The organism is Thalassobium sp. R2A62, assembly GCF_000161835.1.
GTDB lineage: Bacteria > Pseudomonadota > Alphaproteobacteria > Rhodobacterales > Rhodobacteraceae > Thalassobium.
Genome location: NZ_GG697169.2, coordinates 1925767 through 1938862 on the forward strand (window position 1 = coordinate 1925767; position 13096 = coordinate 1938862).

General features: G+C 56.7%; 14 protein-coding genes and 1 tRNA gene. 7 read left to right on the forward strand and 8 right to left on the reverse strand.

Annotation, left to right across the window (positions count from 1 at the left end):
* Positions 1–27: 27 nt before the first annotated feature.
* Both TR2A62_RS09500 and TR2A62_RS09505 read right to left on the reverse strand, forming a co-directional pair.
* Positions 28–104, reverse strand: a tRNA-Met gene (locus TR2A62_RS09500).
* A gap of 54 nt (positions 105–158) precedes the next feature.
* Positions 159–1757: a GMC family oxidoreductase gene (locus tag TR2A62_RS09505; RefSeq protein WP_009160105.1), complete on the reverse strand. Its 1599-nt coding sequence runs from the start codon at positions 1755–1757 to the stop codon at positions 159–161.
* Between the two features lie 132 nt (positions 1758–1889).
* On the opposite strand from TR2A62_RS09505, the gene TR2A62_RS09510 reads away from it, so the two are divergent.
* The 5 genes from TR2A62_RS09510 (at position 1890) to TR2A62_RS09530 (ending at position 7115) form a co-directional block, all read left to right on the forward strand.
* Entirely contained in the window at positions 1890–3122 is a 1233-nt protein-coding gene (locus tag TR2A62_RS09510) for a TRAP transporter substrate-binding protein (protein WP_009157990.1), read from the forward strand.
* A gap of 124 nt (positions 3123–3246) precedes the next feature.
* Positions 3247–4092, forward strand: a complete 846-nt coding sequence (locus TR2A62_RS09515) for a TRAP transporter small permease (RefSeq protein ID WP_009159014.1) — start codon at positions 3247–3249, stop codon at positions 4090–4092.
* Positions 4092–5450 carry a TRAP transporter large permease gene (locus TR2A62_RS09520; RefSeq protein WP_009158505.1) on the forward strand — a complete coding sequence of 453 codons (1359 nt, stop codon included), beginning with the start codon at positions 4092–4094 and terminating at the stop codon, positions 5448–5450. Before TR2A62_RS09515 ends, TR2A62_RS09520 begins: the two co-directional genes overlap by 1 nt.
* Positions 5451–6248 carry an IclR family transcriptional regulator gene (locus tag TR2A62_RS09525; protein WP_223296096.1) on the forward strand — a complete coding sequence of 266 codons (798 nt, stop codon included), beginning with the start codon at positions 5451–5453 and terminating at the stop codon, positions 6246–6248.
* Positions 6249–6278: 30 nt separating this feature from the next.
* The gene (locus TR2A62_RS09530) at positions 6279–7115 is read left to right on the forward strand and encodes an NAD(P)-dependent oxidoreductase (RefSeq protein ID WP_009158168.1); all 837 of its coding nucleotides are present in this window, start codon (positions 6279–6281) and stop codon (positions 7113–7115) included.
* Here the strand turns inward: TR2A62_RS09530 and TR2A62_RS09535 are convergent.
* The 6 genes from TR2A62_RS09535 to rpe all read right to left on the reverse strand — a co-directional run bounded on the left by TR2A62_RS09535 (position 7112) and on the right by rpe (position 10982).
* Positions 7112–8026 carry a sensor histidine kinase KdpD gene (locus TR2A62_RS09535; protein ID WP_009160147.1) on the reverse strand — a complete coding sequence of 305 codons (915 nt, stop codon included), beginning with the start codon at positions 8024–8026 and terminating at the stop codon, positions 7112–7114. The genes TR2A62_RS09530 and TR2A62_RS09535 overlap by 4 nt on opposite strands.
* A 7-nt stretch (positions 8027–8033) precedes the next feature.
* Positions 8034–8273: a winged helix-turn-helix domain-containing protein gene (locus TR2A62_RS19550; protein ID WP_083791052.1), complete on the reverse strand. Its 240-nt coding sequence runs from the start codon at positions 8271–8273 to the stop codon at positions 8034–8036.
* Positions 8270–8719: a response regulator transcription factor gene (locus TR2A62_RS09540; RefSeq protein ID WP_009159784.1), complete on the reverse strand. Its 450-nt coding sequence runs from the start codon at positions 8717–8719 to the stop codon at positions 8270–8272. Before TR2A62_RS09540 ends, TR2A62_RS19550 begins: the two co-directional genes overlap by 4 nt.
* On the reverse strand, positions 8716–9489 hold the full coding sequence (locus TR2A62_RS09545) for a DUF4173 domain-containing protein (protein ID WP_009160628.1): 774 nt from the start codon (positions 9487–9489) through the stop codon (positions 8716–8718). Before TR2A62_RS09545 ends, TR2A62_RS09540 begins: the two co-directional genes overlap by 4 nt.
* Before the next feature lie 4 nt (positions 9490–9493).
* Positions 9494–10216, reverse strand: coding sequence for a DUF4153 domain-containing protein (locus TR2A62_RS09550; RefSeq protein ID WP_009157694.1), 723 nt, complete (start codon positions 10214–10216; stop codon positions 9494–9496).
* An 88-nt stretch (positions 10217–10304) separates the two neighbouring features.
* Entirely contained in the window at positions 10305–10982 is a 678-nt protein-coding gene (gene rpe, locus TR2A62_RS09555; protein WP_009158537.1) for a ribulose-phosphate 3-epimerase, read from the reverse strand.
* A 135-nt stretch (positions 10983–11117) separates the two neighbouring features.
* On the opposite strand from rpe, the gene TR2A62_RS09560 reads away from it, so the two are divergent.
* A complete protein-coding gene (locus TR2A62_RS09560; RefSeq protein ID WP_083791053.1) occupies positions 11118–11975 on the forward strand; it encodes an AraC family transcriptional regulator in 858 nt (285 codons plus the stop codon).
* A gap of 124 nt (positions 11976–12099) precedes the next feature.
* Positions 12100–13095, forward strand: coding sequence for a deoxyribose-phosphate aldolase (deoC, locus tag TR2A62_RS09565; RefSeq protein WP_009157890.1), 996 nt, complete (start codon positions 12100–12102; stop codon positions 13093–13095).
* Position 13096: the final 1 nt, after the last annotated feature.

Below are 13096 nucleotides of genomic sequence, written 5' to 3' on the forward strand. Positions count from 1 at the left end.
GTCCGAGAACGTAAAAGTTGGGATAGGTGGTGGCGTTACCTGGATTTGAACCAGGGACCTAACGATTATGAGTCGTTCGCTCTAACCAACTGAGCTATAACGCCAACGACGCGCTAGGTAGGCCGTTCTGCCTATCCCGTCAACCCGCAAATCAGCCGTTAAGCGTGATCTTCTAAAACCAGATCGCTCGCCTTTTCACCGATCATGATCGCAGGTGCATTTGTGTTGCCTGACACGATCTCTGGCATGATCGAACAATCCGCCACGCGCAGCCCTGCAATTCCGTGAACCCGCAACCGCTCATCCACCACGGCGTCTGGCCCTTGGCCCATTTTGCAGGTACCCGTCGGGTGATAAATCGACGCCGTGTTGTTGCGCGCCCAATCCAGCGTGGCATCGTAGTCTTCGATGTCCAAATCGGCATGCGGCCGGAATTCTTCTGAAATCTTGCTGGTCAACGGCGCGTTGCGCGAAATGCGGCGGGCGATGTTGACGCCCTCGACGATCGTCCGGCAATCCGTCTCGGTTGACAGATAGTTCGGGATGATCTTGGGATAGGCGCGCCCGTCACTGCTCGATAGCCTGATCTCGCCACGGCTTTCAGGACGCAATTGGCAAACCGACGTGGTAAAGGCCGAAAATTTGTCCGCTCCTTTGCCCGGGTTCTCAGCTGACAACGGCTGGACGTGAAACTGAATATCGGGCGTCTCTAAATCTTTGCGGGTTTTCATAAATCCGGTCGCGAGGCTCGCCGCCATCGTCATCGGACCCGCGCGGAACATCATATACTTGAGACCAATCTTGGCCTGGCCAAACAGGCTGGATACTTCGTCGTTCAGCGTCGGCTCGTTACATTTGTAAACCAACCGCGCTTGCAGATGATCCTGCATATTCTTGCCAACACCGCGCAAATCTTGCTCGACCGCGATACCGTGTTCTTGCAACTGCGCAGCCTCACCAATGCCCGACAGCATCAACAACTGCGGCGAATTGATCGCGCCACCGGACAGGATGATCTCGCGACCTGCATTGATCGTCCGAACTGCGCCACTGCGGTCTTTGTATTCAACCCCTGTCGCGCTCTTGTCTTTGATCACAATCTTTTCGACCTGCGCATGCGTGATGATGGTCAAGTTTTCGCGGCTCTTAATCGGATTGAGATAGGCCACAGCCGACGAACACCGCCGTCCATTCCGAGCTGTCAGCTGAAAGAACCCTACGCCTTCTTGATCGGCACCATTGTAGTCCGGATTAAAGGGATACCCCTCGACCTGCGCCGCCGCGACCCATGCATCCGTGATCGGGCGCTGGATACGCATGTTCGACACCGACAACGGCCCCTCGTCACCATGAAACTCGTCCGCACCACGTTCGTTGTTCTCGGCCCGCTTGAACAGCGGCAGCACATCGTCCCAACCCCAGCCACGATTGCCGATCTGTGCCCAACGGTCATAGTCCTGAGACTGGCCGCGTACATACAACAAACCGTTCAACGACGAAGACCCGCCCAACACCTTGCCGCGCGGCCATTCAATAGACCGCCCGTTTAGGCCGGGATCGGGTTCGGTTTTATAGCACCAGTCCACGCTCGGGTTATGAATCGTTTTGAAATAGCCGACAGGAATATGGATCCATGGATTCCAATCTTTTCCGCCTGCTTCCAGCAGAATCACCTTGGTCTTGGGGTCTGCGCTCAGGCGATTCGCCAAAACACAACCGGCAGAACCCGCTCCAATAACGATATAATCGGCTTCCATGTCGTCCCCTTATCAGCGGTTCTACGTGAAATATTGAAAAAAAGTCTATGCAGAACGTCTCGGGCATACTAGTCTTTTTTTGAAACTAAAAGTCTCAATAATCAACAATACCATAAATGGGAGGAACCAAAAATGGGTATCGGAGATAACGTAAAGCACATTTCGCGCCGCGATATGATGAAGCTTGCGGGTCAGTATGGGATGAGCTCGACGCTTCTCGCCGCTGGAACGTTTGGCGGTGCTATGAGCGTTGCAAACTTGGCGTCTGCCGCTGAATCGACCTACGAGCGTCGCTTTAGCAAAGAAGCTAAGTTCACACTCAAGTTCGGCGCGGCGGGCTTTAACGCACGCAACCTTCTGATCGAACGCGCTGGCGCTCTGGAATTCGCACGTGACCTCGAGGCGCGCACCGACGGTGAGATTCGCGTCGAGTTCATCGGCGACAACCAAATCTGTGGTCAGGTGTCTTGTGTTGAGAAAACACAGCAGGGCATCGTCGACATGTATGCGGCTTCTACACAGAACTCTGCGGGTGGCGCGCCATACCTCAACGTTCTCGACTATGCGTATATGTTCCGTAACCGTGCGGACCAGTACCACTTCCTCTACTCGCCAAAATCCCAAGAGCTTCTGCGTGACCCCTATGAAAAGCGTCACGGCCTGAAGTTCCTGTTCAGCCACGCTGAACTTCGCGGCATCCAGCTGGGTCTCGCATGGGAAGACAAGCCGACAGTTACCTCTGTCGAGCAGCTTTTTGGCACAAAGAACCGCGTCACAGGTACACAGCTTGGCCGTATCGCCATGAACGCTCTGAACCTGAACCCAGTTCCTGTTGCATGGGAAGAAACTCTCGACGGTCTCAAGCAGGGCCTGATCGACGGTGCTGAAACATGGGCATCGGCTGTTGCATACGCCAACATGTCGCCAGTTGTTTCTCAGTCGGTTCACCTGAACTTCTTCTGCGGCACAGAGCACACAGCGATGTCCGCTGAAGTGTTTGATAGCCTCGGCGGCGAGCTTCAGGATGCTGTTATGGAATCGTCCTACTGGGCACAGACACACGTACAGGCTGCAAACGAAGCCGCACTGGTGAAAACTGTCGGTATGTCCGATCCACAGCTTCCAGGCACAATCTTTGCTCAGAACAACGTGCGTAACGCATTCTTGTCCGACGCAGAATTGAAGAAGGCCGAGGAAATGTGTTCACCTGAGTTCCAGCCGCAGCTCTGGGAAGAGTGGCGCGAGCGGATCAACGGCTGGGCCGGTGGTCGTGACACATATCAGGAAATCTATGACGAAGTTCGTACAATCGACGCGAACACGCTTCCTGAGAACGTTGAACCACGTCGCTGGTGGAAGTCGTAAGCTAGCCTTACGTCTAACCTGAAAATTTGGGTCGGCCCGAACGAGGAAGTCGGGCCGGCCCTATCTTTTCCTGCGAACCCCACTACGGTGGTCGCATCAAACATCAAAAAAAGGGGGGAGCCTGATGTCTATTTGGGCTAATGCAGGGACGATCATTGCCGATACACTCGGTCAAGACATCGCCTTTCAAACGGTGAAAGCATACCGTTCCAGCGGCGCATGGTTGGTCTTTGGACCACTGACGCTGATCGGGGCCATACTGTTTTATTTCCGCGAACGCTTGGCTGAACGGCTCGAAGAACAGTTGGGGTTTTCCGCGACTAAATACACCCACCCGATCATCGCAATTCTGATCTCCTTGGGCCTTACCGCAGCGTTCTTGCCCCCGTTCAACGACTTTCTGACGACAATCACGGGTGGCTGGCTGGCTATCATCGTGGTTTTTGTCCCGATCCTGTTGATCCTCTTTGAACGCACACCGGAACGGACGATCGTCATCTATTGCTACATCGTTATGGCCGCGATCATCTTTATTGGCGTGATCCAACGCTTTGTGTTTTCGGTTCAGATGCCCTGGTCCACAACCATCCCGCCCCTGCTCTTTATGATTATGGCGTGGTTCGGTGCGACGTTTAACATCCGCCTGCGCACCCACCTCAGCTTTTCCGAATTCCGCACAAAACTGGGCCGCAACGGCCAACTGTTCTGGCTGACATTCGACAATGTGCTGTGGCTCATCTTCTGCGTGATTGTTGTGACAACAACGGCCCGCGTGACCGTCAACACCTACGACAATTTCGCGATTGTTCTGGGCACTGACGACATCATGCGCTGGTGGTTCATCGTGACCATGCCGGTTTGCTTTATCCTGCTGGCCACACGCGCAATTGAAAACATGGTCGAGGACCTCTCGAACTACCGTTCGGGCGCACCCATGATCAAACAAGCTGTAATCGGGGGGGACACCTAATGGCTGACGCAACCTGGATCACCATTATCTCGCTCGCAGTGACGTTCCTCTTTATGATGGGCACACCCGTTCTCTTGATCATCTTCTACTGGGTTGTCGGCTGTAGCTTTGTGCTCGACCTGACGCTCGACAACACCGGCGCAGAACTGCTCAACGTGTTCAAAGACGGATTTGCCCTCATGGCGATGCCGCTCTTTATCCTGACCGGTGACTTGATCAATAAATCAGGGATCGCCAAACGCCTGTCCGATTTCGCCTATGCCTGCCTTGGCTGGCTACGCGGCGGTCTGGCGATGGCATCGCTCGGTGCTTGCGGCCTCTTTGCTGCGATCTCGGGCTCAAACTCGGCCACCACGGCCACCATTGGTTCGATGCTGCACCCAGAAATGGTCAAAGGCGGCTACGACGAACGCTTCTCGGCAGCGACAGCTGCAGCAGGCGGTACAGTCGGTATCATCATCCCACCGTCGATCATCTTTATCGTCTACGGCTTCTTGATGAACTTGCCGATCTCGGACCTGTTTATCGCAGGTATCATTCCAGGCGCACTGATGGTTCTGGCCATGATGGTCGCCTGTTTCATCGTCTGTACGATCAACGGCTGGGGCTACTTGATCGGCCTGTCGTTCAACCGCGTATTCAAAACCGCTGTTGGCGCTTGGCTTGGCTTCTTTGCCATCGGTCTGGTTCTCTGGGGCATCTACACTGGTAAGTTCTCGCCAACCGAGGCTGCTGGTGTGACCGTGGGCTTCTGTATCATCGTCGGCATGCTCAGCTATCAGGCAAGCCGGATGCTGGGTGCGTCCACCGATGTCGCGATCGAAGACCGCAGCATTGGCTCGATGGTTGTGGTCGAAGGCTTCCGTCTTCCGGAAATCCCTTCGATCGTCGTTCGTTCGGCACAGATCTCGGGCATCCTTGCACCGCTGATCGCCGTTTCGGTTGTGATGCAGCAAATCTTGTCGCTCTTGGGCGCTCAGGAAACCATCGGCAACTTTGTGACGTCGATGGGTGGCTACTATCCTGTGCTGTTCACATCGATGGCAATGGTGTTTGTCGCAGGCATGATCCTAGAATCGCTGCCGGTGACAATTATTCTGGCACCAATCTTGGCCCCGATCGCAGCCACTGTGGGTGTGGATCCGATCCACTTCTCGGTGATCTTCCTAGTCGGTGCTTCGATTGGCTTTATCACACCGCCTTATGGCCTTAACCTCTACGTGGCTTCTGGTGTGACGGGCGTGCCCTATTTCCGACTGTTGCGGTATTCGACCATGTATCTGGTCGCACTGATTTCAGTTTGGATTTTGGTTGCACTCACGCCAGAGCTCGCACTATGGCTACTGCCAGACCGGTAAATGAGAGAAACAATGGCCGCTGACGGAACGGATAGAACTGACAACATTCCAACCAATATGCGGCTGTTGATCATGCTCGAGGAAATCGCACGCGCAGGTGTGCCGATCACCCCGACCGAGGTCAACACGATCCTCAAGCTGCCAAAGCCAACGATCCATCGTTTGTTTTCGACGCTCGATGCCGAAGGTTTTCTCCAACGCGACCTAGATGGTCGTTCTTATTCACCGGGGCTTAGGCTCCGGCGTTTGTCGTCCAACGTTCTCTCCTCGTTGCGTATCAGAACAGCCCGTCTCGCCGTTTTGAATGCCTTGGCCGAGGAGATTGGCGAAACCTGCAACATCGCGACACCTGACCGCGATGCCATGACCTATCTCGACCGTGTCGAGACCAAATGGCCGTTGCGCATTCAGCTACCTGTCGGAACTGCGGTCCCGTTTTATTGCACAGCCTCCGGGAAACTCTACCTGTCGACGCTGACTCCGACCCATCTCGACCGCTATCTGTCCTCAGCGACGCTAACAGCACAGACCGAAAAAACCGTGACGGACCCAACCGCACTGCGCGATGAAATCACGTCGATCCGCAAGAACGGCTATTCGACCGACGACGAAGAATTCATGGCGTCTATGGCTGCGATCGCCGTGCCGATCCTAGACGATCAAAACCGGCTCTTGTCGACGCTCTCGGTGCATGCGCCCGTCCAACGGATCAGCCTGCAGGATTTACGCGCCTTTGTGCCACGCCTTCATGACGCGGCAACCGAACTCGCCCAGTTATTGCTGAGCGACCAACTCTAAGACCTCTTTTCGACACATAGGACCTTCTCCATGCTTACAAAAATTGTCCTCACGGGCGCACGTGGAAATCTCGGTCACGAGTTGCGCGGCGCCATGTCCAAGATGTGCGAAACACTGGTGTCGACCGACATCCAAGACGCACCCGACACGCTGTTTGAGAACGAAAACTACGTGCAGGCCGATATCGCCGACATGGCCCAAGTCGCCCCTTTGATGGACGGCGTTGAAATGGTCGTGCACTTTGGCGCTCTAGTTGACGAGGTGCCGTTCGAAGAAATCTGGGGCCCGAACTTTGTCGGTGCCTACAACGTGTTCGAAAGCGCCTATCAGGCTGGTGCACGCCGCGTCGTCTATGCCTCGTCGATCCACGCCGTTGGCATGGCTCACACCAATGCGGGAACCGGCATCGATGCGCCACACCAGCCAGACACGTTCTACGGTCTGGCCAAATGTTTCACCGAAGACTTGGGCAAAATGTATTGGGACAAACGCGGGTTTGAATCAGTGCACCTGCGCATCCTGTCTTGCACCCCCGAACCGCAAAACGCGCGCGCGCTTGGTACATGGCTGTCCTATCCAGATATGGTGCACCTTGTTGAACGAGCGGTGAATACGCCAACAACCGGCTTTACGGTGATCTACGGTGTGTCCAACAACGACCGCGCGCCCGTCGACAATACCAAGGCTGCGTTCCTCGGGTATCGCCCCAAAGACAACGCCGAAGACTACGCCGAGGCCCTTTTGGCCAACGTGCAATCTGACAGCTCTGATATCGCGCAAATGCGCGTTGGTGGGCCGTTCGCCGCAGTCAAATTGGGGCAATCAGGTATCGCAGCGATCAAGGCGATGACCGAAAACGAATCCTAAAATTGAATGACGAAACTGGCCCCCTGTTCGCTTGGGACCAATTCGATCTGCGCGCCTTGTGCGGCCAGCATCTGATGCACAATCGCCAGCCCCATGCCCGTCCCGCCTGCATCGCGCCGCGTGGTGAAAAACGGCTCGAAAATTCTGTCTCGGTTGCCGCTCGACACACCGCGCCCGTTGTCTGATATCTGCAAAACATCTGCAGCTGCCGTGATATCGACCCGCGTGGCACCATGGGCCGCCGCATTGCCGATCAAATGGGTCAGCACAATTTCCAACCGCTCAGGCGCAATGGGCAGAATCTCGTCTTGGGCCACTGCGACCTCGATCGAACGCCCCCCCAAGACATCTGACACCCACGCCTGCCCCGGTCGAACGGGATCGCGCGCCAATTCCAAATCTCTTTGCGCATCAATCAGCCGTGTCATCTGATCAGCAGCTTCAATGATCCGCGCCGTCAGGGTTGCACGGGTTTGACCATCCAGATCACCGCTCAACAATTCGGCGGCTCCTCGCACCGTTGTCAAAGGCGACTTCAGTTCGTGGGTAACGTGATCTGCATAGCTCCGCACTGTGGCAGCACGGGTATGCAGCATGGTCGACATCTGCCCCACTGACGCGCCCAATGCAGATAGTTCGGGTGTTCCAAAATGATCAGGGGCTTCGACGTCTTGGCCGTCCGTAACCGCGTCTGCGTATGCGGTCAAGGCACGCACCTGCTTGAGCACGAGACGCCACAACAAGAACCCTAAAATCGCAACAGACAGCAGCGCCATCCACCCGATCATCCAACTGGTTTCTACGTAGCCCAGAATGCCGCCCGCCACCTGCAGATATCCGATGCCAAACATTGGCAACGCAAAGACAGCCGCCAACGTCCCCCCAGTACCAAAGCCAGAGGCGGGCGCCATTTGCCCCTCATGCGCCCGCGCATGGACCCATCCGAATACCAACGCCGTGCAACGTTTCAATTGCGTCCGCCACACCTGCGTCGCGTAGCTTGGCCCGAAGGTTTCGCAGATGGCTGTCGACCGTGCGGTCACTGACATGGACATTCGTGCTATAGATCGCATCGACCAGTTGCACGCGGCTTAGCACGTGATCCGGCCGCCGCATCAACCGAACGAGGATCTCCATCTCGCGGGCCGTCAAGGTCACGCTATCGCCACGGACACGGCACAGGTGGCGTGTCGCATCGACCTCGACCCCCCACGCTGCAGCATGTCATCCATGACGGGTGCAGGTGCGCTGCGCTTCAGGATCGCCTTGATCCGCGCAACCACTTCGCGCGGTGAAAACGGCTTGGTTACATAATCATCCGCGCCCAGCTCTAACCCGACGATCCGGTCGATTTCGTCAGACCGTGCGGTCAGAAACAAAACCGGTGTCGCATGGGTGCGGCGCAATTCTTGGCAGACCTGCAAACCGTCCATCTCGGGCATTCCGATATCCAGCACAATCAAGTCCGGCGCATGCTCGGACACAGCGTCCAGTGCTGCTGCTCCATCCGCCACCTCGACCACGTCGTGATGTGCCTGCTCTAGCGCGATCCGCAGCACGTCGCGAATGGTGGCGTCATCATCTGCAATTAAAATCCGACTCATCCCGGCGCCCCTTTTAGGTTGCGTTCAAGATAGGCCGCGATCCGTGCGTTCCGAACCCCCCATTCGCGCCAATCGCTTGGAACAGAGCGGCTCAGGGTGCCCCAGTAGCTGCCATAACACTCGCTGAGGTACTCAAAGCGCTTTGCTTCGTAGATGGCGGGCAATGCGCCCTCACCCAGCTCACACACATACCAGACAAATCCATCCGTGCGCGCCAACTGATCCCGCGCGACGATCCCCGATATATTCACAAAGCACATTCCATAGAGAACCACCGCCAACGCAAGACCGTTGATCTCAAACAACCAACGCGCAGTCAGGCCGCGCCATAGCTGCCAGATCATCAAGGCCAAACCAACAGCAACCAATCCCATCCAGACAAAGGCCGCGAACCGCATATGGGTCGGCCCGTAAACATCCACATAGAGATCAAGCCGCAGCATGCTCGATGCCACTAATGCTACGTTCTGCGCCACCCATCCGATCATCAAGGCACGCATGACAGGGCCGTTCAGATAGAGCTGTGCCAAGATCGCGAAAACACCTGCCAACAATGCAGTGACCACCAGCGGGTAAGCCCCACGATGCGCATATGACGCATAGCTCAGGCCCTCGGGCAACGCCGCACCCCCGCTCACAATTGCGAGATCGAGCCCCGTTTGCAGCGCGAACATCACGTTGAACATGAGCAGCGCATTGCGCACCGATGTTTCGTTCATCACATGATCCACCCAGCTCCGCTTGCGGACAGTCGCACGGGTTCGTTTCATGCGTTCAGCACCGCGGCAGACCGAAAAGAAACGGCCAGACGACTGCCGCCAATATTACCCAGAACCAAATCCGCGCCATATCTAGGCTCACCCGAGCGTCAAACACAGCGCCCAACCACCGATCCAACACAGGGTTGGCTGCTGCAAACAACAGCGCAAACACCACCGCCATGACAACCGGCAACGCCCAATTGCGCATGAGACGCCCCAAGCTGCCTCCCATCTGAGGTGGCATCTTAACGGCGGCTACGCCTTGCCCAGCTCCTTCGACATTCAGCACGATTGCAACCAGCGGAAACCGCAGCGCTGCGCGTGCCACGTCTGCCCAGTCGCGGGTCACCATCAGGGCCGCAAAAATCATCATGCCCACCAACGCAATCATCACGGTGAGCGGTTGCACGACTTCAATCAGCCGGATTACCGATGCAACCAATACCGCCGCAGGCTGCCACATCGGCCGCCGCAATCGCTGTGCAAATAGCCCCAGTGACGCAGCACCAATTCCCAGCAGGAAAACCGCCAGCGATAGACCGGGCACCACGTCCCAGATCAACACGTCCCCCAGCGCAATCAGCGCACCCAACAGAGCAAACGACTGCCACGCGCCTTGCGACGTCTCTTTCGTTTGCACCGGTTTCGGTACATCAAGTTGCGGCGCTTCGGCGGTCATCCACCACGCATCATTCTGGATATTTTGCGGCACACCACGGATCAAAAAAGCCTTCATGGCTGTCCCCTTTGTTCTCATTTGAGACAAGGAGTAGATCAACCTCGTGCAGGCCCCATTCCGCGTTTGTGCAGAACCCGTGTAGTGCCTAGCAGGCGCTACGGATCGCCCGAATATTCTCCCCGTATGGTGCAGGGTTGCTGACAGAGCCGCCTTTGAACACAGCCGAACCTGCGACCAGAACGTCTGCACCCGCTGCCGCGACCAGTGGTGCTGTGACAGGGGTCACGCCTCCGTCGATCTCGATATGGATCGGGCGATCTCCGATCATGCTGCGCAGTTTGGCAACCTTTTCGATCTGCGAGTGAATGAACGATTGTCCACCAAAGCCGGGGTTCACGGTCATCAAACAAACAAGATCGACCATATCCAGCAGGTACTCGACCGTCTCAACAGGCGTGCCCGGGTTCAATGCGACGCCAGCTTTGGCCCCAGCGCCACGAATGGCCTGCAATGTGCGGTGAATATGTGGCCCTGCTTCGACATGGGCCGTTATGACATCTGCACCGGATGCGGCAAATGCCTCGATGTATGGATCAACCGGCGCGATCATCAAATGCACGTCCATCACGCCCTTGATATGGGGGCGGATCGCGGCACAGGTCGCCGGACCAAAGGTAATGTTGGGCACGAAATGCCCGTCCATCACATCAACATGAACCCAGTCAGCGCCTTGCGCTTCGATCGCCTCGCACTCTGCACCAAAGTTGGCGAAGTCAGCAGATAAAATCGAGGGTGCAATCTTGATAGAACGATCAAATGACATGGAGTTGGTCCTTTTGGCATTCAGGTCTCTACGCCTTACCCAATCGGTTCTGATTCGTCACCTGTGACGCCAACCACAGGTGCGACAATTTGCGAGATACATCACCCCACCCCCACACGGCATGCTACGACCTTTATGATACCTGCATTTCAAACGCTCAAACTAAGTGATTTTGTGGACGGCGATCAGGTGCTGCACTTTAGCCGCAGCATTTTACCCAAGAGCCGCCCCAAAGCACCCCATACGCATGATTTCTTCGAGCTTTTCTGGCTCCAACATGGTCAGGCCCGTCACGTGGTTAGCGATCGTATCCAGAATTTGACCGAGGGTGATCTTGTGTTCATCCGCCCCCACGATGTCCACGCGATTCAGGGTCGTGGGGAAGAGACCCACCTCGTCAATGTGATCCTTGCCCCTAGCGTGATCAGCGCGCTGGTTGAACGGCATCCCGACCTTGATGGGCGGTTCTTTTGGTCCACGGACGACACACCAAGCATTGCTCCGCATGATAGCAAAACCTTGGCTGACCTTTCGCGTGCCGCTCTCAAGTTGGAATTGGGACCGCGCACCGCCTTGGCAACCGAAGCGTTCTTGCTGCCGCTGTTGAACGATTTGGCGCCGTCTGCACCGCAAACCCAGATTGGTGCTCCGGACTGGCTGCTGCGCGCTTGCGACACCGCACAATCGCCGCGCGTGTTCCAAGAAGGTGCCGCAGGATTTGTTGCAGCTGCCGGACGCGCCCACGCCCACGTCAGCCGCACAGCACGCAAGTTTTTGGGTCAAAGCCCGTCTGAATACGTCAACACCATTCGGATGGAGCATGCCGCCCGCAGGCTCGCGGGCACCGGCGACAGCCTGCCCGAGATTGCAGCAGAATGCGGCATTCCCAACCTGTCGCACTTCCATCGGCTGTTTCGGATCCACCACGACATCACACCGCGCGCTTACCGCAAGATATACCAGCGTGAATTGGTCCGGCCTGACGCCTGTTAGGCCGCATCACAGGCGTGTCGTCAGGTCATTTGACCTTTTGGTCAAAAATCTAACCAAGGTGGTCTTGAACCCTACGCCCGCTTTGTGCGACTGTTCATGCTGACCCTCTGCTTGGAACCCCGCTATGACCAGCACAACAGCCACCCCTACGGACACCGCACAACTGCCGCAGGTTCACCTGCCGCGCAATGACGGGATGGATCTCGATCTGGACTGGGCTCGCGCCGTTCAGGTGAATACCTCTGCCGTCGAACGCCGCGCTGCGTCCCTGCCCGGCCGTCGGTCCGTCAAAAAAGACTTTCAGGCTGCTTGGTTGCTGCGCGCAATCTCGTGCATCGATCTGACCACGCTTTCTGGCGATGACACAGCGGGCCGTGTCCGCCGTCTGTGCGCCAAGGCGGCCCAGCCCGTGCGTGCCGATCTGCTCGCCCAGCTCGATATGACCGGTCTCACCACGGGTGCGGTCTGCGTCTACCACGACATGATCGAAACCGCTGTTGATGCCCTGCGCGGAACCGGCATTCCGGTTGCTGCCGTCTCGACTGGCTTTCCAGCCGGCCTCTCGCCCTTGCATCTGCGGATGCAAGAGATCCGCGAAAGCGTCGCCGCCGGAGCCCGCGAAATCGACATCGTGATCTCGCGCCGACATGCGCTTAATGGTGATTGGCAGGCCCTCTATGACGAAATGCGCGAAATGCGCGAGGCCTGTGGCGATGCCCATGTCAAAGCGATCCTTGCCACAGGCGAGCTAGGTACTTTGCGCAACGTCCAGCGCGCCAGCCTTGTATGCATGATGGCCGGTGCCGACTTTATCAAAACTTCGACAGGCAAAGAGCCCGTGAATGCCACGCTACCTGTCACGCTCACCATGATCCGTGCGATCCGTGATTATCATGACCGGACAGGGCATATGGTCGGCTACAAACCGGCTGGCGGCATTTCCAAAGCCAAGGACGCAATCACCTATCTCGCCACGATCAAAGACGAGCTTGGCGATCGGTGGCTGCAACCCGACCTCTTCCGCTTTGGCGCGTCATCTCTGCTAGGCGACATCGAACGCCAGCTCGAACACCACCTCACCGGCGCCTATTCGGCCCAGTACCGTCATCCGATTGGATAAG

Coding starts and splice junctions, on each gene's coding strand:
- TR2A62_RS09505 (WP_009160105.1), bottom strand. CDS start 1,757: ATGGAAGCCGATTATATCGTTATTGGAGCGGGTTCTGCCGGTTGTGTT.
- TR2A62_RS09510 (WP_009157990.1), top strand. CDS start 1,890: ATGGGTATCGGAGATAACGTAAAGCACATTTCGCGCCGCGATATGATG.
- TR2A62_RS09515 (WP_009159014.1), top strand. CDS start 3,247: ATGTCTATTTGGGCTAATGCAGGGACGATCATTGCCGATACACTCGGT.
- TR2A62_RS09520 (WP_009158505.1), top strand. CDS start 4,092: ATGGCTGACGCAACCTGGATCACCATTATCTCGCTCGCAGTGACGTTC.
- TR2A62_RS09525 (WP_223296096.1), top strand. CDS start 5,451: ATGAGAGAAACAATGGCCGCTGACGGAACGGATAGAACTGACAACATT.
- TR2A62_RS09530 (WP_009158168.1), top strand. CDS start 6,279: ATGCTTACAAAAATTGTCCTCACGGGCGCACGTGGAAATCTCGGTCAC.
- TR2A62_RS09535 (WP_009160147.1), bottom strand. CDS start 8,026: ATGGCGCCCGCCTCTGGCTTTGGTACTGGGGGGACGTTGGCGGCTGTC.
- TR2A62_RS09540 (WP_009159784.1), bottom strand. CDS start 8,719: ATGAGTCGGATTTTAATTGCAGATGATGACGCCACCATTCGCGACGTG.
- TR2A62_RS09545 (WP_009160628.1), bottom strand. CDS start 9,489: ATGAAACGAACCCGTGCGACTGTCCGCAAGCGGAGCTGGGTGGATCAT.
- TR2A62_RS09550 (WP_009157694.1), bottom strand. CDS start 10,216: ATGAAGGCTTTTTTGATCCGTGGTGTGCCGCAAAATATCCAGAATGAT.
- rpe (WP_009158537.1), bottom strand. CDS start 10,982: ATGTCATTTGATCGTTCTATCAAGATTGCACCCTCGATTTTATCTGCT.
- TR2A62_RS09560 (WP_083791053.1), top strand. CDS start 11,118: ATGATACCTGCATTTCAAACGCTCAAACTAAGTGATTTTGTGGACGGC.
- deoC (WP_009157890.1), top strand. CDS start 12,100: ATGACCAGCACAACAGCCACCCCTACGGACACCGCACAACTGCCGCAG.